Genomic DNA, 19,422 nt, shown 5'->3' with positions numbered 1-19,422 from the left:
ATCTGAAGTTCGACTTGCGCCGCGAGAATTTGGCAGTTGCTCAAGGGCAAGTCGAACTTCGCCCGGTTTACTCGCCAAACAAATGTCTTGACTTATTCCTTTGGTTTGATATTTTAGCACACCCTTCAGCAGCGCAGCGATTCAGTGTGAATCCATTTGCTGCCCTCGCCTACGACGATACAGCTTCACGCAGATGATCGACTATCAATAGCCTTTCCTGCCTGGCTGCGCCAGTTTGACTAGCATAACAATGGAGAATGGCGCTCCACCTCCAGGCCATTTTCAGTCTTCGGGCTTTCAGACTTCCACCAGAGTACTGCTTTCAATTCGACCCCTCGCTATGGTTCAGCCGCCCAGAGTTACCCTGGTCATGCCAAGAGGGCCATGACCATCAGCCGGATTCAGGGTCCGGTGCCGCAGCCGGCTTTTCGCCGGCCGGACTGCGGTGCACCGGTCACGACCGCGGCCGTAGGAATGGTCAATTGCCCGCTGCCCAATGGCGTTTGGCAGCCAACTTCAATACCTGATTTGGAGGACAAATCATGACTGGAAGGCAAAATTATTTTTTTGCGGCACTGGTGGCTCTCGCCGTTACTGCAGCACTCAGTGCTGCCGCCGAAGAGGGCCAGGACAAGTCTGCCGTCTTGCAGCAGGCGCAGATGCACTTTGACAAAACCGGCAAGGCGCCGACGGAAATCAAGTTCACCGCCGCGCAGCAGCCCACGCTGGCGACTTTCTTTCAGGAGTACAAGAAATACTTCCAGATTTCCGACGACAACCAGTTTCTGCCGTTTCACTTGACGCATAATGCCCTGGGCAGTCATCATCGCTATCTCCAGCACTACCGGGGTGTGCCGATCGTCGGTGCGGAGTATATTCTGCACGAACGAAACGGCAAAGTGTGGTATGCCAACGGCCTGCTGGTGCACGACTTGAAGATGGAGGTCACGCCCAGCCTCGGTGAAGCCGCCGCGCGGCAAGCTGCGCTGCAGCATATTGGCGCCGAAAGCTACATGTGGCAGGACGAAGCCAACGAAGCCTTTTTGAAACGAGAGCGCAATGATGCCAATGCGACCTTCTATCCTAGGGGCGAATTGAAGATCACTTCCGGCCGGGCAGAAATGCTCGCGGAGAACTTGAAGCTGGTGTATCGCTTCGACATCTATGCCGCCAAGCCGCTGGGCCGCTACTACGTGGATGTCGATGCCAAGACCGGCGAGATCGTGAACGTTCTCACCCGCATTCATGACGTTGATGTCGCCGGCAGCGGAGCTTCGCTCTACAACGGCACGGTTGCCATGACCGTGGATCAAGTCTCGAGCTCGAGTTTTCGCTTGCAGGAAAACGGCAACACGGTGCGCGGCGCGGACATTCGCACGTTCAACATGAACAACGGCACCAGTTATACTGCGGCAACCGACTTCACTTCCACCAGCGCCAATGGCCCGTGGGATGGCGCCGGCGTGAGTGGGCACTGGGGCGCGGAAGCCACCTATGATTATTTCTTCGTCAAACACAACCGCAACAGCCTCGACAATGCAGGATTTACCCTGCTCAGCTACGTGCACGCCAATCTCGTGGGCATGGGTTATCCCAACAACGTGAATGCGTTCTGGGACGGCAGCCGCATGACCTATGGCGACGGCGATGGCGTCAACTATTTTCCGCTGGTCTGCCTGGATGTCGTCGGCCATGAGCTGACCCACGGCGTGACGGACTTTTCCTCCAATTTGATCTATCAAAACGAATCGGGTGCGCTCAATGAATCCTTCAGCGACATTTTCGGCAATGCCGTGGAGTTCTTCAAAGAGAACCCGGGCGTGGAGAGCGGCTTGCCCGTAGCCACGTGGCGCGTGGGCGAGGACATGAGCGCCAGTGGCTTGGGCATCCGCAATATGCGCAACCCCAACGAGTTCAGCGATCCCGATACCTATCAAGGCACCTATTGGTACAACGGCACCGGCGACAACGGCGGGGTGCACACCAACAGCGGCGTGCAGAATTTTTGGTTCTATTTGTTGGTGGAAGGCGGCAGCGGCACCAATGATGTGGGCTACAACTACAACGTCCCCGCCCAGGGCCTCACCAAAGCGGCAGCCATTGCCTACACCAACAACAACTCGTTCTTGACCTCCAGCTCGAATTACAATGCCGCGCGCAGCGGCGCCATCGCAGCCGCGGAAGGATTGTATGGTGCCGGCTCACCGGAGGCGCTCGCCACCGCCGAAGCCTGGCTGGCGGTCGGCGTCGGAACGATTCCGCAGCCGCCGGCAGAATATGCCACCCTGCCGTACTACACGGGCTTCGAGAGCGGGGCGCTGGATAATCACTGGAACACCTACAAATCCAACAGCGCCGGCCGCATTCGCGTGCTCAATACCAACGGGCCTTATGCCGGCAGCTATCACCTGGTCATGGATGTGAGCAGCAGCGGCGTGCTCAATCAAAACGAAGCCTGGCTGCATCTGAATCTTGCCGGCCAGTCGCAAGTGAATCTGGCTTTTCGCTGGAAGGAGTTCAGCGACGAAACGCATTCGCAGGACGGCGTTTATTTCTCCAATAACGGCGGCACCAACTTCGTCAAAGTGCAAAGCTTGAGCGGCAGCAGCACGGCCTGGCAAAGCTTCAATCTTGATCTGGATGCGCTGGCGGCAGCCAACGGCCTGAGCCTGACCAGCACGTTCATTGTCAAGTTCCAGCAGTATGACGATTACCCGATCACCACCGACGGCTTTGCTTTCGATGAAATCAGCGTGACCGTGCCGGGCAACAATCCGCCGTCTTTCACCAATGATCCGCTCAACAAGCCGAGTGCGACCGAAGGGGTGGCGTACAGCGCATCACTTGCCGGCGATGCCACCGATCCGGACAACGATCCCCTGACCTTTTCAAAAGTGAGCGGCCCGGCGTGGTTGAGCGTGGCGAGCAACGGCGCGCTCTCCGGCACACCGGGCAGTGGCGACGTGGGCACGAATCAGTTCACGGTGCGCGTCGAAGACGGCCGTGGCGGCAGCGATCAGGCACTCATGAACATCACGGTGAACCCCGCAGGCAGCGGCTGGGTGGTCATCACCTCCGACAACTTCGAAACCGGCATGGGCAGCTACACCGACGGCGGTTCAGACATGTCGCGCTATACCGGCGGCACCTATGCCTATCAGGGCAACGCTGCGGCGAACATCCAGGACAACAGCGGCACCGCTTCGTCATTCTATCACACCGGAAGCTACAACGTCACCGGCTACAACACTCTGGAAGTTGATTTCTATTTTATCATGGTCAGCATGGAATTGAATGAAGACTTCTGGGTGCAATATTACAACGGTTCCGCCTGGCAAACCGTGGCCGCCATTGCGCGCGCGGGCAGCGTGCAGAACAACGTGTTCTATCACGCGGTGGTGACGATCCCGCGCAGCACCTACAACTTCCCGAGCAATGCGCGCCTTCGCTTCCTGTGCGATGCCAGTGCCGACAATGATGATGTCTATATCGACCAGATCGAGTTCCGGGGAACAACGGCCACCGCGGGATTGACGCTTGCGAAAATCAGCGAGGCGGTGCAAGTGACCGAGGCCGCGACTGCGTTGCCGGCAAGCTTCGAGTTGATGCAGAACTATCCCAATCCCTTCAATCCCACCACCACCATCGGCTTTGCCCTGCCGGAAGCAGGTGAGGTGACCCTGGCGATCTACAACATGAGCGGCCAGCTCGTGAAGCGGCTGGTGGCAGGTGAATTGAGCGCCGGACGGCACGATCTCGTGTGGGATGCGACCGACGAACGCGGCAGCCGCGTGGCGAGCGGCGTGTATTTGTACGTGATCAAAGCGGGCGAATTCACCGCGCAGAAGAAGCTCGTGTTGATGAAGTAAACTTGCGACTTGATCACGCCGGCTTCTTTCTGATAACCTTTGCAGAAGGACGCCGGCGCGACGCCTTGTCGAAAAGAGCTCCTCCCAAACACTGGGCGTGCGGTTCCCGCCGGCCTCACCCGGATTTCATCGGCAGCTTTGTCGATGTCGAGCTCCTCCCAAACACTGGGCGTGCGGTTTCCGCCGGCCGCGCGCCCAGTATCTCACCTGGTTCATTCCAAACAGACTCACGGGAGACCCTCTCCTGATTGGTGGCGCATCACGCGCGCCAACTGATCTGAGTGCAGTCTTGTTCCGCCCTCAGCTCAGCCGCCACGATGATCAAGAAGTGTGGCGTCTCACCATCGCCGTTGGCTTTCCGAGGGATTGCACCGCCCTCCCTGCCATGACTTGCGCGGCTTCTGCATTTCAACGAACTTGTCTGTATTTGAAGCGCATGCCGCCTGCTGTGATTCACGCCTTTCACATGCCGAATTTGCTCGGGAAGAACGATCACAACCGACAAGATACTTTCGTGCACGCTTCCGGCTCACCCTCGTTGTCAGGCTGGCAGCCTACGCTACGAGAATATATCGAGGAGAGTCGGCCATGATGAGCCGTATCGTGGTATTGGCACTGGCCCCCAGCTTGCTTGCGTTCTCCAATCCGCATTCGCGCCACCTGGATCCCCCGACCCCGGCCTGGGTCTACGTTGCCAGCGCGGGCTCGGTTCTGGTGATGGGGAGCATCTGGTTTATCAAAACGATGAAGAAATCGACAGCGGTGGACGGGCCCCAAGCACTCAAACAGCGCGTCACGCCCGCCGTCGCCTATTTCGGTAATTCCGCGGAGCGCAAAGCCTTCAAGCAGATTCATACCGCGGAAGAACTGCAGCGGTTCGCGGCGGAGTTTTGGAGCAAACGCGACCCTGATTCTACCACGCCAGGAAACGAAGCGAAGGACGCCTATGAGCAGCGGCGGAAGTACGCTAACGAGAGTTTTCGCGAAGGCCGGCGCGCCGGCTGGGAAACCGCACGCGGCCGGGTTTATCTTCTCTACGGGCCGCCGGATGAGATTCTGCATGAGCACTGGATCGATCTTCCGCTACCGGGCGCTTCGATCAAGTCCCTGGAATTCTGGTTTTATTACCGGCCGGCCTCTGCCGGCGAACCGCCGAATCTCTTTGCGCGCATGAATGCCGGCATGGTGAAGTTCGTCTTTGCCGACGTGGAGGGCGTGGGTCCGCAGACGCAGATCTATTCTTCCGAGCCGGGCGAGCAGAAGGATTCACGCATGTTGCTTGGCGCGACCCCGGCAGAATCTGAGCGGCGCAAATGAGCGTCAGCAACCGATGCGGAAGATCCGCAGCGCAAGGGCAAACGCCAACCGCGAGAGACGACTCGGCAATGAATCGGCACCTGGGCAATGCCATGCGGCAAAGTGTTAATCGCCCGTCATCAGCGAATTGGCCGCGGCTTTTCGGCCTTGCGTTTTGAGCGGAAAAAAAATACATTCGGCCGTTCCCAAGAGCCGTACCATCAGCGCAAGGATCAGCACATGGTTGACCTCACGAACTCTCTTCCGCGCGAGGATCGCGCCCCCCTACCTGCTGCGGCAGAAGAAAACGATGAGCACTGGCCGGAGAAGCCGCACGCCGCCCTCACCCAGGATCAGCTTTCACTCGAAGCCGTTATCAACGTTCTCGTCCAAAAAGGCTTGTGCACAGAAGCCGAATTGCTGCAGGAAGAAGCCCGGTTGCGGGCCGTGCGCTCGACGCTCGCCGGCTTGCGGTTCACGCCGGTGCAGACCATGCGCAAGGACGGAAGCCCCAGTCATGATCATCATGTGTTGCGCAAATGGGCCTCGCGCTACCGCTGGTCGCGCAAACTCGGCGCGCGCCTCTTTGGTTGGAAATGGAAAAAGATGAAGCGCTATCCCAGTTGACCGGGGCGCGCGCCTCATTGCCCGTGGTCCGCAGCCTCATCCGACACAACACAGCGAAACTGCCTTCGCGGTCAACATAGATACAGAACTTCCGCCATCGTGTTCTTGCTCACGGCAGGCGCCCGGCATGCAGGAATACCCGCGAGGGGAATGCCGACTTGACCTGCACAAGCGCAACGACCTCATGGAAGCACCGCCGCCTGTCCACGATGAGTTATCCGACGCACCGTTTGGCCGCCGCCGCAAAATCGGATTGTTTGCCGGCCCTCTGCTGTTCGCCCTCATGCTGTGTCCCGAGCTTACCCCCGGGCTTGCGGTCGAGGCCCGCCGCCTGCTCGCCACCAGCCTGCTGATGGCGCTGTGGTGGATCACGGAGGCGATTCCAATGCCGGCCACGGCGTTGCTGCCAATGGTGCTCTTCCCCTTCCTCGGCATCCTGCCGATGAGCGCGGTGACCGTCAACTACAGCGATGAGATCATCTATTTGTTTCTGGGCGGCTTTTTCATTGCGATGGCGATGCAACGCTGGAACCTGCACAAACGCCTGGCGCTGCACATCATCCGCCTGATCGGCGCCAGCCCGAGGCGCCTGGTCTTGGGCTTCATGTGCGCCACCGCCTTCCTCTCGCTGTGGATTTCCAACAGCGCCACCACCATGATGATGTATCCCATCACCGCGGCGGTCATTTCACAATTGGTGGAAGGCGCGAGCGGGGAAGCGCAGGAGCCGGTGCGGCACCTGCAGACCTGCCTGATGTTGGGTATTGCATATGCTTCGAACATCGGCGGCATGGGCACGCTGCTGGGCACCGCGCCGAATCTGATTTTCGCCAGCAACGTCGAGAAGCTGTTCCCCGATGGTCCCGAGATCGACTTCGTGCGTTGGGCAAGCTTCGGCATTCCGACCGTCATCTTGTTCATTCCCATCGCGTGGCTATTGATGACGCGCGTGCTCTTTCCCGTGGGCCGGGTCGATTCCTCCAAGACCCAGGAGGTCATTGTCGAAGAACTCCGCAAGCTCGGCCGCATGTCACGCGGGGAACGATTCACCTTGCTCATCTTTGTGAGCGCCGCCCTGGCCTGGGTGTTTAGGGTGGATATTGACCTCGGCATGTTTCGCCTGCCCGGTTGGGCCAGCTCGCTCGCTTTGCACAAGAAAGTGACGGACTCCACGATTGCCATGACCGCCGGCATACTCTTGTTCCTGATTCCGGTTGACTGGAAACGGGGCGAGTTTCTGCTCGATTGGAAGACAGCAACCAAGGTGCCGTGGGGGATCCTGCTCTTCTTCGGCGGCGGCTTGGCGGTTTCTGCGGCCTTCGTTGCCACGGGTTTGTCGGTGTGGGTTGGTGAGCGGCTGCAACTGCTCGCCGGCCTGCCGCCGCTGGCGGTGATCCTGCTGGTTTGCCTGGCCATTACCTTTTTCACGGAGGTGAACTCCAACACCGCGACTGCCACCATCTTCATGCCGATTGCGGCCGCCACCGCGCAGGCCATGCACATGAATCCGCTGCCGCTCATGATCGCAGTGGCAATCTCTTCCTCCTGCGCGTTCATGCTGCCGGTGGCAACCGCGCCGAATGCCATCGTTTTTGCCTCCGGCCACGTGACCGTGCCGCAAATGGCGAAGACGGGATTCTGGCTGAATCTGATCGGTGCCGTCATCATCACGCTGGCGATCTATGGTTGCGCGGCACCGGTGTTCGACATTGCATGGGATCAATTCCCCGCGTGGGCTTGGCCCAAATGAAACGTGGATGTGAGAGAAGATCATGCCGGTGTTTCGGAGCGCCGGTAGTCAATCAACAAGTTGTTTCGCAGTGCAAAACGATGGGAGTTTCCTATGGCACAAAATGCGCAGCCCGAGTACAATCCTTGGGAGTCGGCTCTGACGGTCTACGACGAAGCGGCAAAAGTCATGGACCTGCAGTATGATTTGTGGCAGCGCGCGCGGCTGCCCGAGCGCGAATTGACCACTCATTTTCCGGTGCGCATGCGTGATGGTCGCATTCAGATTTTCACCGGCCATCGCGTGCAGCACAGCACGGCGCGCGGCCCGGCCAAGGGCGGCATCCGCTATCATCCCGAGGTAACGCTGGATGAAGTGCGCGCGCTCGCGACCTGGATGACGTGGAAGTGCGCGGTGGTCAATCTGCCTTTTGGCGGGGGCAAGGGCGGCGTCATTTGCGACGTGAAAAACATGGACAGCGGCGAATTGGAGCGCCTCACCCGGCGCTACGCCACGGAGATCATCCCCATGATCGGCCCCGAGCGTGATATTCCCGCACCCGATGTCTACACCAACCCCCAGGTGATGGCCTGGATCATGGACACCTACAGCATGATGAAGGGCTATGCCGTGCCCGGCGTCGTGACCGGCAAGCCGCTCTCGCTCGGCGGCTCGCGCGGCCGCGCCGAAGCCACGGGGCGCGGCTGTGTGTTCACCATCGCCGAGGCTGCCGCACACCTCAAATTGAATCTCAAAGACAGCCGCGCCGTGGTTCAAGGGTTCGGCAATGCCGGCACGGTTGCGGCGAAATATCTGCAGCTCGAACATCAGATGCGCATCATCGGCATTTCCGACTCGTCCGTCTGCCTCTACAACAAAAACGGCATCGACCTGGAGCGGGCCTTCATTCACAAAGAAAAAACCGGCACGCTCAAGGGTTTTGCCGGCGCCGAGGTAATCAGCAATGACGAGTTGCTCACGCTGGAGTGCGAAGTGCTGGTGCCGGCGGCCACCGAGAATCAGATTACGCGACACAATGCCGGCCGCATTCGCGCCCGCATCATCGGCGAGGCGGCCAACGGCCCCACCACGCCGGACGCGGACAAGATGCTCGAGCAGAAGGGCGTCTTCATCCTGCCGGATATTCTCGCCAACGCCGGCGGAGTGACCGTCTCGTATTTTGAATGGGTGCAGGACAATTATCACTTCTTCTGGCGCGAAAACGACGTGACCAGCTATCTGCGCGAAGTCATGGTCACCAGCTTCCAGGAAGTGCTCAAGATGAAGCAGAAGTATCAGGTCGGGATGCGGCTGGCCGCCTACATCCTCGGCATCGACCGCGTCGCCGAAGCCATTCGCTTGCGCGGCATTTATCCATAATGAGTGCCTGTCCGAAGATGTTCCAACCTCGGCTGAGCCGAGGTCGCTAAAGCTTCGAGTGTGGTGGGAACGCTGAAGTTTTTGATGCCACGGCCAAGCCGGTGCAGGAACGTTTCCTTAAAAGTTCGCGATTTCGGATGGACACCAACCACCCAGTGGCAGCCGCCACTGGGTGACCCCTTTGGGGGTTGCGCCGGCAATCAGCCGGAACGGCGAGGCGGACCTCGCCTCCATCATCCCTGCAACTGCATCAGAAGGACTCGACATGCAAACACTTCCCTCTGCCGGCACGGCCGCACGGAATTCGCAGCGCCTGCCTTCCATTTTCCCCAAGCTGAAACGCGCCGCCAGTGTGCTGCTGAGCACTCTCGCCCTCGCTTCCCTCTGCCCGGCGCAAACGCAGCCGGATTCGGCCGGCAGCGGGCAAAATGAAATCGAAATCCGCGGCCAATTGCTGCTGATGCACTTTGTCGAACAGGAACGCCAGCCCAGCTTCGCAGGTGTGGCCGCACGCTACGCCACCGGCGAACGCATTTCCGAAGCCCACCGCATGCTGGGCGAACTGCTGGCCAAGCCTGCAACCGCGCCCGGCGATGCCTTCTATCGCGTGGCGATTTATCTCTTCGGCCGGCAGAACCTGCCCTATGCTTTGGCGGAAAGCATCAAGCGGTCGCTGGCGGAGGTGCCGACCCGGCGGGGAGAGGCGGAACACGAGTGGCACATGTACTATGCCGCTCTGCTGCTGGCGGCGGAAACCTGGCCGGACACGCCAGCGGAACAATGGTTCAACGGCAAATCCTCAGCGGAAAACCTGCTGGAAGCCAAGAGCTATTTCACCGCCTGGATCAATCAATTGGTGGAAAACGGCCAGAGCGAATATGATTCCCCGCAATTCATGCCGTCTTTCTTCGCCACGCTCGCGCTGATGCACGAATTCACCCGCGATGATCTGTTCCGCAAGCGCCTGAAAGTGGTGTTGAACCTGATCATGCTCGATTTTGCCTCGGAACATTTGGACGGTTTGTATGCCGGCGCACACAGCCGCATCTCCGAAGCGCAAATCATGTCGCCGCGCGACGCGTTGAGCGCGGGCTTTGCCTGGCTCTATTTTGGCGCGGGCCGGATGGCGCCCAGCCCGGAGTTGCTGTTCGCCTCGCTCAGCAGCTTCGAGCTGGCCAGTGTGATTCTCGAACTGGCCACCAACCGCGATCCGCTGGGCGGGTATGTGCATCTCGAGCGCAAAAGCGCCGCCCGCTTTTTGCGCCCCGCACCCAAGCAAGAAACCATGGTGTGCAAGTATGCCTATGTCACCAAGCAGTATATTCTCGGGTCGCAACAAGGCGGATTGTTCTACCCGACCCACCAGCACTCCTGGGGCCTGACCTATCTCTCCGAAACGGACGACCGGCCGACACTGTTCATTACCTATCCTTCCACCAGCGCGCGCGAGCTGGCGCTGTTTCGCGCCGAGGAGCCGCGTGTGATGCTGGCGGAAGCCAACTCGCCGCGCAGCCGTCGCAGCCAGGAAGTGCGCCTCACCGGCGCCTCGGCCTACGAAAGGTTGTTTCAGCATCGCAATGTTTTGCTGGGCCTCTATGACGCGCCCGATACGCTCACGCACGTCCGGCTGAACGGCTTTTTCTCGGAGGATCTGCAGGATTTTTCCGCGGCTGCCAGCGAGGGCGCCAGCCTGCAGCCGGGAGAATGGATTTTCTGCCGCGCGGCCGGCACGTTCATCGCCGTGCTGCCGATGCAGCCGTTTCGTTTCGAAAAGATTCCGGGCGGCCGGCTGTTTGTTTCCGAAGGCCGGCGCAACGGTTTCGTGATCGAAGTCAGCACGCCGCTGGAGAACGCCAGCTTTGAAGAGTTCCAGCGCCGCGTGCGCGAAGTGGCCAAACTCACCATCGATCGCGACGCCGAGGCCACCAACCGCGTGAGATATACCACCAGCTACGGCGACCGCATGCTGTTTTCCTACAATGCCGCCACCGGCACGGTGCGGCGCCTGCTCAATGGCCTGCCGGTGCTGGCGGAAGCCTGCCCGCTGTTCGAAAGCCAGTTTCTGCGCTATTATCCCAACCAGCGGCGCCTGGTGTTGCGCATCAACAATCAGTGGCTCGAGCTCGATTTTGCAAAATGGGAGGTCACCCAGGGCTACTCTGAAATCACCGACGAGTTGCGCGGTGAGTGGCGCTGATGCCAAACGCAGTTCCGACCGCGCCTGCTGCTTGAAAATGGCGGGTGCGGCCATGGCCAGGCCAAATGTTACGCCAGATTAAAGCTTGCTTTAGATACACTCCCTGGTTATATTTTCGGCCATTCGATTGCGTGGTGCGCTGCAACCTCGAAGCGCATGACCCCCAACACAGTGAGATTGGGTGAATCCGGTGAGCCGGCGGGCGCAGCGCCGGGTGCTGCACGAGATTCACCTGATAGCCACGGCCAAAGAACGACTCGTCCATGGCAGCAAGAGTGCACAGTAGTCCCGCGTGTCGATAGTTACGTGAGCAGATTCGTGTGAAATCTCAAGGGAGGAGGAAGAAAAATTGGATTTGTTTGAGAAGTGTCGCAAGTTCACCCGGGCACAAGAAGCGATTGCGGAGGGCTGGTACCCCTATTTTCAAGCCATTTCCTCGGGCGCCGACATCGAAGTCACCATCAAGGGCCACCGCTTGATCATGGCGGGCTCCAACAACTACCTCGGGCTCACCCAGGATCCCCGCGTCAAAGAAGCCGTCTTCAAAGCCGTGGAAGAATTCGGCTCCGGCTGCACCGGTTCCCGCTTTCTCAACGGCACGCTGGAATTGCATGAGGAACTCGAGCGCCGTCTGGCGAAATTCATGAATCGGGAAGCGGCGTTGTGCTTTTCCACCGGTTTTCAAACCAATCTGGGCGTGATCAGCACCGTGGTCGGCAAGGGCGATGTGATCTTTGCCGATCGCGCCGACCATGCCAGCATCGTGGACGGCTGCCGCTTGTCCTTCGGGCACGTCACCCGTTATCGCCACAACGACATGGAGGACTTGGAGCGGCTGTTGCGCAAGCATGAAAACGCCCCCGGCAAGCTCATTGTGGTCGATGGCGTGTTCAGCATGGAGGGCGACATCGTCGACCTCCCCAACCTGGTGCGTCTGGCCGAGCAGCACAACGCCCGCATTTTGGTGGATGATGCGCATTCGATCGGGGTGCTGGGCAAGCACGGCCGCGGCACCGGCGAGCATTTCGGCCTGGAACACAAGATCGACATCGTGCTCGGCACCTTCAGCAAGTCGTTCGCCTCGATCGGAGGCTTTGTCGCCGGTGATGCGTATGTGATCGACTACATCAAGCATCACGCCCGTTCGCTCATTTTCTCCGCCAGTATGCCGCCGGCGGCCACGGCCGCGGTGCTCGCCTCCCTGACGATTTTGGAACAGGAGCCGGAGCGCATCGAGCGGCTGTGGCGCAACGTCCGCAAGGTGAAAGCCGCCTTTGACGAGCTGGGATTCAAGACCGGCCGCTCGCAAACCCCGATCATTCCCATTCACGTCGGCGAAGATCGCAAGACCTTCGACTTCTGGCAGTTGCTTTTCCAAAACGGCATCTTCACCAACCCCGTCATCTCTCCCGCCGTGCCCGCGGGCCAGGGCTTGATCCGCACCAGCTTCATGGCGACGCACACCGATGAGCATCTCGATCATATCATCGCGACCTGCGCGCGCGTCGGACGTCAGTTCGGGTTGATTTCCTGAACCTGCGCCGGCGGACCGCCCACCGTTCTTTCTGCCACGGCCTGCCCGTGGCAGAACTCTTTCTTTTCCGGACTGCAACCACCAGGACGCACACCCAATCCACCTGCAGGCTCTGAAACCCTGCGGCGAGAGCGCAAGACTCTCGACCATCTTCGCTGAGGGAGAGGCCATTGTCCAAAATCGAGATTATTCCCGTTGACAGTCCACGCCGGCTGCGCGAGTTCATCATGCTGCCGTGGCAGATTTATCGCGGCAACCCCCATTGGGTGCCCCCCTTGATCATGGACATGAAGAAACTGCTCGACCGCAAGAAACATCCCTTCTTTCAACATTCCGAAGCCGAGTTCTTCCTGGCCCGCCGCAACGGCGAGCTGGTCGGCCGCATCGCCGCCATCCTGAACAACAACCATAATCGCTTTCACGACGAGCAATGCGCCTTTTTCGGCTTTTTTGAGACGATCGCGGATCAGGAAGTCGCCAACGCGCTGCTGGAAACCGCGACAACCTGGGCGCGGCAGAAGGGCATGAAGATCCTGCGCGGCCCGGCCAACTATTCTTCGAATGACACCTGGGGCTTGCTGGTGGACGGTTTCGACCGGCCCCCGGTCGTGATGATGACCTACAATCCCAGCTACTATGTGGCTCTGCTGGAGCAGGCCGGCTTCGGCAAGGCGATGGAACTCTATGCCTGGCAGATGGACAAGAGCACCGAGCTCAATCCCAAAATCCAGCGCGTCGGCGAGAAAGTGCTCTCCGAACAAGGCATCAAGATGCGCACGCTCGACCGCAGGAAATTCTGGCGGGAAGTCGAAATCGTCAAGCAGATCTACAACGATGCCTGGAGCAGCAATTGGGGTTTCGTGCCGATGACGGACGCGGAATTCGAGTTCATGGCGCGCGAGCTGAAACCGGTGGTGGACCCGCGCCTCGTGCTCTTTGCCGAAAAGGAAGGCGAACCGGTGGGTTTCTCTCTCTCCCTGCCGGATTTCAACCAGGCGTTGCACAAGATCAACGGCCGGCTGTTGCCGTTCGGCATTTTCAAGGTTCTCTATCATGCCAGAAAAATTCGCTCGATTCGGGTGTTGACGCTGGGCGTGGTCAAACGGCTGCAGAACGTGAGCGGCATCGGTTCCGCGCTTTACATGGAGACCTATCGGCGGGGAATTGCAGCGGGATTCGACAGCGGGGAGTTTTCGTGGACGCTCGAAACCAACATCCCGATCAACCGCGGCATGCAACTGCTGGGCGCCAATCTCTACAAGAAGTATCGCCTTTATGAAAAGCCGCTGTAATCGGGCACGCGCACTGCTGCCGAGCGCCGGCCGATGCGGGCGCGGATGAACAGGCCTACTCTGCCCACGGGCGGGCCGGCCGGCGGGGGCGGCGCTTTCCTGTTAGGAGAGCCAGTACAGAAAACGGCCGCAGTTTTCGCAGGTCAGAACTTCCTGATCGGTACGGCCATGCGAGGTGACGGAGGTGGGCACGCGCATGAAGCATCCCAGGCAGGTGTCGTCCTTGACCGGCACGATCGCGCGTTTGTAGCGGGAACGCAGCCGCTCATAGTTGTTGACCAACTGCTTCTTGATCTTGGCCGCCAGCTCTTCGCGGGCGCGGCCCAGCGTGGTCTTGCCCTCGTTGTCCACTTCGAAGCCGAGCGCTTTCACTTCCTCGATCTCTTTGAGCATGATGTCGAGATCCTGTAGCGCGACCAGGAATTCGATCGGGGTTTGGATTTTTTCAGCCATTAGTTTTTGAGCAGTTTGATGAAGTCGGAGAAGGAATTGACGTTGCGGAATTTGTCGCGGTCGCGGGAATGACTGAGGATTTCGACGAGCCGGCCCAACACCGGCAGATATTTGTTGTCCTGTTCCTGCGGGGGCGCAATCACCATGAACACGAGATGCACCGGCTCGCCGTCCATCGCCTCCCATTCGATCCCCTTCTTGGAGCAGCCAAACGCAATCATCAGCTCGGGCGCGGCGGTGGAGCGGCCGTGTGGAATCGCGAGGCCGTGGCCGATGCCGGTGCTGCCCAATTGCTCACGGCGATGAATCATCTCCAAGACGATGGCGGGATTGCGGACGAACCCGCTGTTCACAAAACAAGTCACCAGCTCTTCCAGCACCCCCTCCTTGGATTTGGCCTGCAGCGCGGGCACAAACAAGGATTCATTGAAGAAGGGCACCAGGTCCAGCTTGTCCATACATGCTCCTAAACGCTTTCGAGTGAGACTCCATTCTGCGGTTGGCCATCCTCGCTGGCTGCGTTTGTCGCAATGGCTTCATCCAGCACCTGGCGAAGCGCCGGCACGATGAACACGTTTTCCAGGTTCATCTGCGCCAGCTCGCGCGCGAGGATGCGGATGCGCTGCGCCGGATTGAGCGCATTGTTGATGATCATCATCGGCTTCTCCTTCACCAGACAGTAGCCGCCGGTAAAATCACCTTTTTCATAGCGCAACTCGACACTCAGGCTCGCCAGCAGCTTCTCCAGGCTGGTCAGTATTTCTTCCTCTTTCATAGACTCAAAGCAGATTCGTTTTTTTTCGGCGTTTCAACAGGTCCACCACGTCCTTCACCTCCTGGGCGCTGTCGCGCGGGCAGAGCAACAAGGCCTCCTCGGTTTCAACAATGATCAGGTCGTGCAGACCCACGGCGGCCACGGTTTTGCCGGCGACCTCGATCAGGCAGCCCGAGCTGTTCAGCAACACGTGCTCGCCCTCGCCCACTGCGTTGCCGTCCTTGTCCTTCGGCAGAAGCTTGTACACTTCATCCCAACTCCCCAGATCATTCCAACCGAAATTGGCGGGCAACACCAGCACGTTCCGCGCATTTTCCATCACGCCGTAGTCGATCGAGATGCTCTTGATTTGCTGATAGACCCGGGTGATGATCTCTGCTGCGGCCGGGGTGTTGAGATACTCCGCGATTTCACGCAGGCCGTCGTTGAGATGCGGCAGATGTTCCTCGAACTGCTCCCGGATGACCGACACCCGCCAGACGAAAATGCCGCTGTTCCACAAGAAATCGCCGCTGGCCAGAAAAACCTTGGCGGTCTCGAGATTGGGTTTCTCCGCGAAAGTCTTGACGCGCCGGGCAGTGGCGGTGCCGGCGGAAACGGTTTCGTCGCTGAACTGAATGTAACCGTAGCCCGTTGCCGGAAAAGTCGGCTTGATGCCGATGGTGATGAGCACCTCCTTTTCCGCCGCGATTTGGGCGGCGTCGAGCAGCGTCTGGCGGAAATTGTCCTCCGCCTCGATCAGATGATCGGCCGGCAGCACGATCATCACCTCATCGCCGAACCGCCGTTGAATGTATAGCGCCGCCAGGCCGATGCAGGGCGCGGTGTTTTTGCCCTGCGGCTCGACGATAATATTCTCCTGCGGCACCGCCGGCAATTGCCGGGCAATTTCCTGCTGGTGCGCTTGCTTGCATACGATGAAAACCTTTTCCGGGGGAATGATTGGGAGCAATCGGCGAACGGTGTTCTGCAGCATCGTGCCGGTGCCGATGATTTGCAGGAGTTGCTTCGGGTGATTCTCTTTGCTCTTTGGCCAAAACCGCGTGCCGGCTCCACCGGCCATGATCAGTGCTACCATGATGCAGTCCTCAGTTGTGTCAGTCCTGAAAAAGAAAAGAAGATTTGCTTGGTGCAGGCATCTTCTCTCGAAAAAGTGCGGAGTGATGGTGGCCAGTACTGCTTTTGAACGGCGCAATGTAGACAACCGGCCCTAAAAAATCAAGAAGTTTATCCGGCTGGGCCGGCTTGGGCACGCGCGTTGCCGGCCCACCGTTGCAGAAAGGAGCGCCGCAGATGCCGGCGATTTTGCCACAGCGCCTGGCGCAGCGCAGCGGCGTGCCACTCGCCGCGCAGCAACGGCGGAATCGCCGCGGCCGGAAAGCGCGCCAGCAGTTGAATCTTCTCGTTCCACGCCTGATCGCCATATCCCGCGAGGCGGCGGTTGGCGAGTGCCATGCGCTGAAACAACCGGCCGTATCGTGCCCGCCACTGGCGCTCATAGCGCGCAAGAAAAGCGGCATCGAAGCGGCCGCAACGATGCGCTGCAACGGCCACGGTGCCGGCAAGGCGGCCCAATTCGATCCCAAATCGAATCCCCTCTCCCACCAGCGTGGCAATCAAACCGGCGGCATCGCCGACCACCAGCAAGCCGTCAGCCGAAGTGCGGCGCAAGGGCGGGCTGGCAGGAATCGCACCGGTGTGATATTCCACAGCCGCAGCCGCGCTGAGCCGCAGGTCGTGGATCTTGCCGCGACGCAATTTTTCCAGCAACGCTTGCAGGGCCAGTTCCGGCTGCGCGGCAGTGTCCGGATGAAGCAAGCCCACACCGATGCGCACGCGGCCGTCGCCGTGCGGGAAAAGCCAGCCGTATCCTGCCGGCCCAACCAGACTGCCGACCAACAGCGCAATCGTATCCGCCGGCCATTCGGCGGCAACCACGTCACACTCTGCGCCCAAGCCATAGCGCTGCGGCGGTTCCCGCAAGCCAAGCTCCCTGGCAAGCAGACCGACCATGCCGGTGGCATCGATGAGCAGCGGTGCAAAGAATTCACCGGCCTTGCCGGCCCGCAAGCCGCACGGCTTCTCCTGCGCCAGGATCACGCTCGCGACGCGCGTTGCCGGCAAGATCTCAGCGCCGGCCTGGGCGGCGAGCACGGCGAGATGCTGATAAAGCCCGCGCACGTCGAGAATGCAGCTCACCGGCTCGTCATAGTGGAAGGTGGCTTGTGCGGCGGGCGCCAGAAAACGGCCGGCGCGAATCGGATGCATGAACCGGTCGGGAATACCGAGGCGATGCAGATCCTGAATCCAACTGCCACCGCTGGTGTGAATCGGATAGCCGATTTCCCTGCTGCGTTCCAACACGGCAACGCGCAGGCCACCCTGGGCAGCGGCCAATGCGGCGCTCAAACCGGCAGGGCCGCCGCCGGCGACCAACACATCGTAATGATAATGACGATTCATCGGCAGGTATTCCCAAACAAAAAAAGCACCCGCACACGCGGATGCTTTTCTGTTTCTTCCGTCGTTTGAAATGCTAGAGCGTGGCATCCAAACGTTCTTTGATTCGCTGTTTCGGCAGCGCGCCGACGATTTGATCCACGACGCGACCATTTTTGAAGATCAACAAAGACGGGATGCTGCGAATGCCGTACTGGCTGGCGATCACCTGATTGCTGTCCACGTCCAGTTTCGCGATTTTGGCTTTGCCGGCATACTCGCCGGCAAGCTCGTTGATTGCGGGCGCAATCATCTTGCACGGACCACACCATTCCGCCCAAAAGTCAACCAGCACGGGCATATCGGCTTTCAACACTTCCTGCTCAAATGTGCTATCACTCAGAACTACGGGATGAGACATGCAATTTCTCCTTTCGGCCACCGGCCGGCTTGCAAGTTGTTTCGCTGGGCACACCGTCGTGCTCATGCTTGCCATTCAATGACTCAAAACATAGAAACCTTTGGCAAAATTCCAACAGGTTTTTCCGGCATAAATTTTCAGGTTCGTGTGAATTCCACAACCGCTTCACTCGGGCTCTGCCGAAGGCAGCGGCTGGCGCCGTGGCGCAGGCTCGGCCGCCTGGCGCCGGCGCCGCGCAATGTGCACCAGCACGGTAATCATCACATAAACCAAGACGGTGTGCAGCAACACCAGAATCTCGCCCCAGAGCGGCAGATAGGGCAACAGCGCCGCCACAATGCCGATAGTGGCGGCAACGAGGTAGATGAAGACCACGGCGCCGCGCGCCGTCATGCCGAGGTCGACCAGCCGGTGCGAGAAATGGCGGCGGTCACCTTGAAAGATGGGGCGGCGTTCCCGCAGGCGAATGATGATGACCGAGAGCGTGTCGAAAATCGGCAGGCTGAGCACGAGCAGCGGCATCAACGCCGGAATCATCGAGGCGCTTTGCGGCACGACGTAGCTGCTGGTGATCGACAACGCGGCGAGCAAGAAGCCGATGAACAAGCTGCCGGTGTCGCCCATGAAGATACGCGCGGGCGGAAAGTTGTAGCGCAGGAAACCGAGCAGCGCGCCGGCCAGCAGGCACAACGCCATCGCGGAAAAAAACTGATCCTGCGCAATGGTGATCACCAGCAACATGGCCGCGGCAATCAGCGCCACGCCCGCCGACAGGCCGTCCATGTTGTCGAGAAGATTGAAGGCATTGGTGATGCCCACCACCCACACCATCGTGACCAGGGCATTCAAAAACGGCGAGGGCATCAAATCGGTGCGCACGCCGGCCGCCACCAGCAAGCCGGCAGCAAGGATTTGAATGGCGAATTTGATCTTGTAGGAAAAATTCAAACCGCGGCGATCGTCCACGAAGCCGAGAACCACCATCAGCGTGGCGCCGGCGCTGATGGCGAGCAATTTCGGCAGGGTGTGCACCAGGCGCCCGATTTCACCGGGCAAAAATGGAAACGCCTGTGCAAACCAGCCAGCTTGCTGAAAGCTGAAGTAACCGGCGACGTGCAGCACCAGTGTCAGCATGAACGCGCTGTAGATTGCGAGTCCGCCGAGCAGCGGCGTCGGCTGGCCATGCGCCTTGCGGCCCTGCGGTTGATCGATCACGCCCAGGCGAATGGCGAGTCTGCGCGCCAATGGCACGAACATCAGGGCCAGCAGAAAGGCGAACAGAAAGAGATACAGGTAAATGAAGTAACGCATAGGTCAATCTTGCTGTATTCTCCCACGAACAAAAATTAGCCCGACAATATTAAGTCAGTTTGGTGGCGCGCTCCGCTGCAGTGGCCTCTCGATATGTCC

Annotated in this window: 15 protein-coding genes; 8 read left to right on the top strand and 7 right to left on the bottom strand. The window is 59.6% G+C overall.

Annotated elements, in window-relative coordinates; genetic code table 11:
- Positions 1-542 precede the first annotated feature (542 nt).
- The 8 genes from L6R21_14250 (at position 543) to L6R21_14215 (ending at position 13,924) form a co-directional block, all read left to right on the top strand.
- Positions 543-3,869 (top strand): M4 family metallopeptidase, encoded by a 3,327-nt coding sequence (locus L6R21_14250; protein MCK6560353.1) that lies wholly within the window; start codon positions 543-545, stop codon positions 3,867-3,869.
- A 588-nt stretch (positions 3,870-4,457) separates the two neighbouring features.
- Positions 4,458-5,186 carry a GWxTD domain-containing protein gene (locus L6R21_14245; GenBank protein MCK6560352.1) on the top strand — a complete coding sequence of 243 codons (729 nt, stop codon included), beginning with the start codon at positions 4,458-4,460 and terminating at the stop codon, positions 5,184-5,186.
- Between the two features lie 219 nt (positions 5,187-5,405).
- Complete coding sequence (locus L6R21_14240) at positions 5,406-5,792, top strand: hypothetical protein (GenBank protein ID MCK6560351.1); 387 nt, start codon at positions 5,406-5,408, stop codon at positions 5,790-5,792.
- A 184-nt stretch (positions 5,793-5,976) separates the two neighbouring features.
- Positions 5,977-7,542, top strand: a complete 1,566-nt coding sequence (locus L6R21_14235) for an SLC13 family permease (GenBank protein MCK6560350.1) — start codon at positions 5,977-5,979, stop codon at positions 7,540-7,542.
- Between the two features lie 93 nt (positions 7,543-7,635).
- Positions 7,636-8,901: a Glu/Leu/Phe/Val dehydrogenase gene (locus L6R21_14230; protein ID MCK6560349.1), complete on the top strand. Its 1,266-nt coding sequence runs from the start codon at positions 7,636-7,638 to the stop codon at positions 8,899-8,901.
- Positions 8,902-9,166: 265 nt separating this feature from the next.
- A complete protein-coding gene (locus L6R21_14225) occupies positions 9,167-11,098 on the top strand; it encodes a hypothetical protein (GenBank protein MCK6560348.1) in 1,932 nt (643 codons plus the stop codon).
- Between the two features lie 349 nt (positions 11,099-11,447).
- Complete coding sequence (locus L6R21_14220; GenBank protein MCK6560347.1) at positions 11,448-12,632, top strand: aminotransferase class I/II-fold pyridoxal phosphate-dependent enzyme; 1,185 nt, start codon at positions 11,448-11,450, stop codon at positions 12,630-12,632.
- Positions 12,633-12,802: 170 nt separating this feature from the next.
- Positions 12,803-13,924, top strand: coding sequence for an N-acetyltransferase (locus tag L6R21_14215; protein ID MCK6560346.1), 1,122 nt, complete (start codon positions 12,803-12,805; stop codon positions 13,922-13,924).
- Positions 13,925-14,026: 102 nt separating this feature from the next.
- On the opposite strand, the gene L6R21_14210 is transcribed toward L6R21_14215, so the two are convergent.
- From L6R21_14210 to L6R21_14180, 7 genes are all read right to left on the bottom strand, one after another.
- A complete protein-coding gene (locus tag L6R21_14210) occupies positions 14,027-14,377 on the bottom strand; it encodes a C4-type zinc ribbon domain-containing protein (protein MCK6560345.1) in 351 nt (116 codons plus the stop codon).
- Entirely contained in the window at positions 14,377-14,835 is a 459-nt protein-coding gene (locus tag L6R21_14205; protein ID MCK6560344.1) for a PTS sugar transporter subunit IIA, read from the bottom strand. The genes L6R21_14210 and L6R21_14205 overlap by 1 nt, the downstream gene beginning before the upstream one ends.
- Before the next feature lie 8 nt (positions 14,836-14,843).
- On the bottom strand, positions 14,844-15,152 hold the full coding sequence (locus L6R21_14200) for a hypothetical protein (GenBank protein ID MCK6560343.1): 309 nt from the start codon (positions 15,150-15,152) through the stop codon (positions 14,844-14,846).
- 4 nt (positions 15,153-15,156) lie between these two features.
- Complete coding sequence (locus L6R21_14195; GenBank protein MCK6560342.1) at positions 15,157-16,230, bottom strand: NTP transferase domain-containing protein; 1,074 nt, start codon at positions 16,228-16,230, stop codon at positions 15,157-15,159.
- Positions 16,231-16,379: 149 nt separating this feature from the next.
- Positions 16,380-17,615: an NAD(P)/FAD-dependent oxidoreductase gene (locus tag L6R21_14190; protein MCK6560341.1), complete on the bottom strand. Its 1,236-nt coding sequence runs from the start codon at positions 17,613-17,615 to the stop codon at positions 16,380-16,382.
- Between the two features lie 73 nt (positions 17,616-17,688).
- Positions 17,689-18,012 carry a thioredoxin gene (trxA, locus tag L6R21_14185; protein ID MCK6560340.1) on the bottom strand — a complete coding sequence of 108 codons (324 nt, stop codon included), beginning with the start codon at positions 18,010-18,012 and terminating at the stop codon, positions 17,689-17,691.
- 165 nt (positions 18,013-18,177) lie between these two features.
- The gene (locus tag L6R21_14180) at positions 18,178-19,323 is read right to left on the bottom strand and encodes an undecaprenyl/decaprenyl-phosphate alpha-N-acetylglucosaminyl 1-phosphate transferase (GenBank protein MCK6560339.1); all 1,146 of its coding nucleotides are present in this window, start codon (positions 19,321-19,323) and stop codon (positions 18,178-18,180) included.
- Positions 19,324-19,422: the final 99 nt, after the last annotated feature.

The organism is bacterium, from assembly GCA_023150945.1.
Classification (GTDB): domain Bacteria; phylum Zhuqueibacterota; class Zhuqueibacteria; order Zhuqueibacterales; family Zhuqueibacteraceae; genus Coneutiohabitans.
This window is presented reverse-complemented; position numbering and strand designations above follow the sequence as displayed.

Excerpts from the sequence above, each read along its gene's own strand:
- L6R21_14250 (MCK6560353.1), top strand. The coding sequence starts at position 543 with ATGACTGGAAGGCAAAATTATTTTTTTGCGGCACTGGTGGCTCTCGCC.
- L6R21_14245 (MCK6560352.1), top strand. The coding sequence starts at position 4,458 with ATGATGAGCCGTATCGTGGTATTGGCACTGGCCCCCAGCTTGCTTGCG.
- L6R21_14240 (MCK6560351.1), top strand. The coding sequence starts at position 5,406 with ATGGTTGACCTCACGAACTCTCTTCCGCGCGAGGATCGCGCCCCCCTA.
- L6R21_14235 (MCK6560350.1), top strand. The coding sequence starts at position 5,977 with ATGGAAGCACCGCCGCCTGTCCACGATGAGTTATCCGACGCACCGTTT.
- L6R21_14230 (MCK6560349.1), top strand. The coding sequence starts at position 7,636 with ATGGCACAAAATGCGCAGCCCGAGTACAATCCTTGGGAGTCGGCTCTG.
- L6R21_14225 (MCK6560348.1), top strand. The coding sequence starts at position 9,167 with ATGCAAACACTTCCCTCTGCCGGCACGGCCGCACGGAATTCGCAGCGC.
- L6R21_14210 (MCK6560345.1), bottom strand. The coding sequence starts at position 14,377 with ATGGCTGAAAAAATCCAAACCCCGATCGAATTCCTGGTCGCGCTACAG.
- L6R21_14205 (MCK6560344.1), bottom strand. The coding sequence starts at position 14,835 with ATGGACAAGCTGGACCTGGTGCCCTTCTTCAATGAATCCTTGTTTGTG.
- L6R21_14200 (MCK6560343.1), bottom strand. The coding sequence starts at position 15,152 with ATGAAAGAGGAAGAAATACTGACCAGCCTGGAGAAGCTGCTGGCGAGC.
- L6R21_14195 (MCK6560342.1), bottom strand. The coding sequence starts at position 16,230 with ATGGTAGCACTGATCATGGCCGGTGGAGCCGGCACGCGGTTTTGGCCA.
- L6R21_14190 (MCK6560341.1), bottom strand. The coding sequence starts at position 17,615 with ATGAATCGTCATTATCATTACGATGTGTTGGTCGCCGGCGGCGGCCCT.
- trxA (MCK6560340.1), bottom strand. The coding sequence starts at position 18,012 with ATGTCTCATCCCGTAGTTCTGAGTGATAGCACATTTGAGCAGGAAGTG.
- L6R21_14180 (MCK6560339.1), bottom strand. The coding sequence starts at position 19,323 with ATGCGTTACTTCATTTACCTGTATCTCTTTCTGTTCGCCTTTCTGCTG.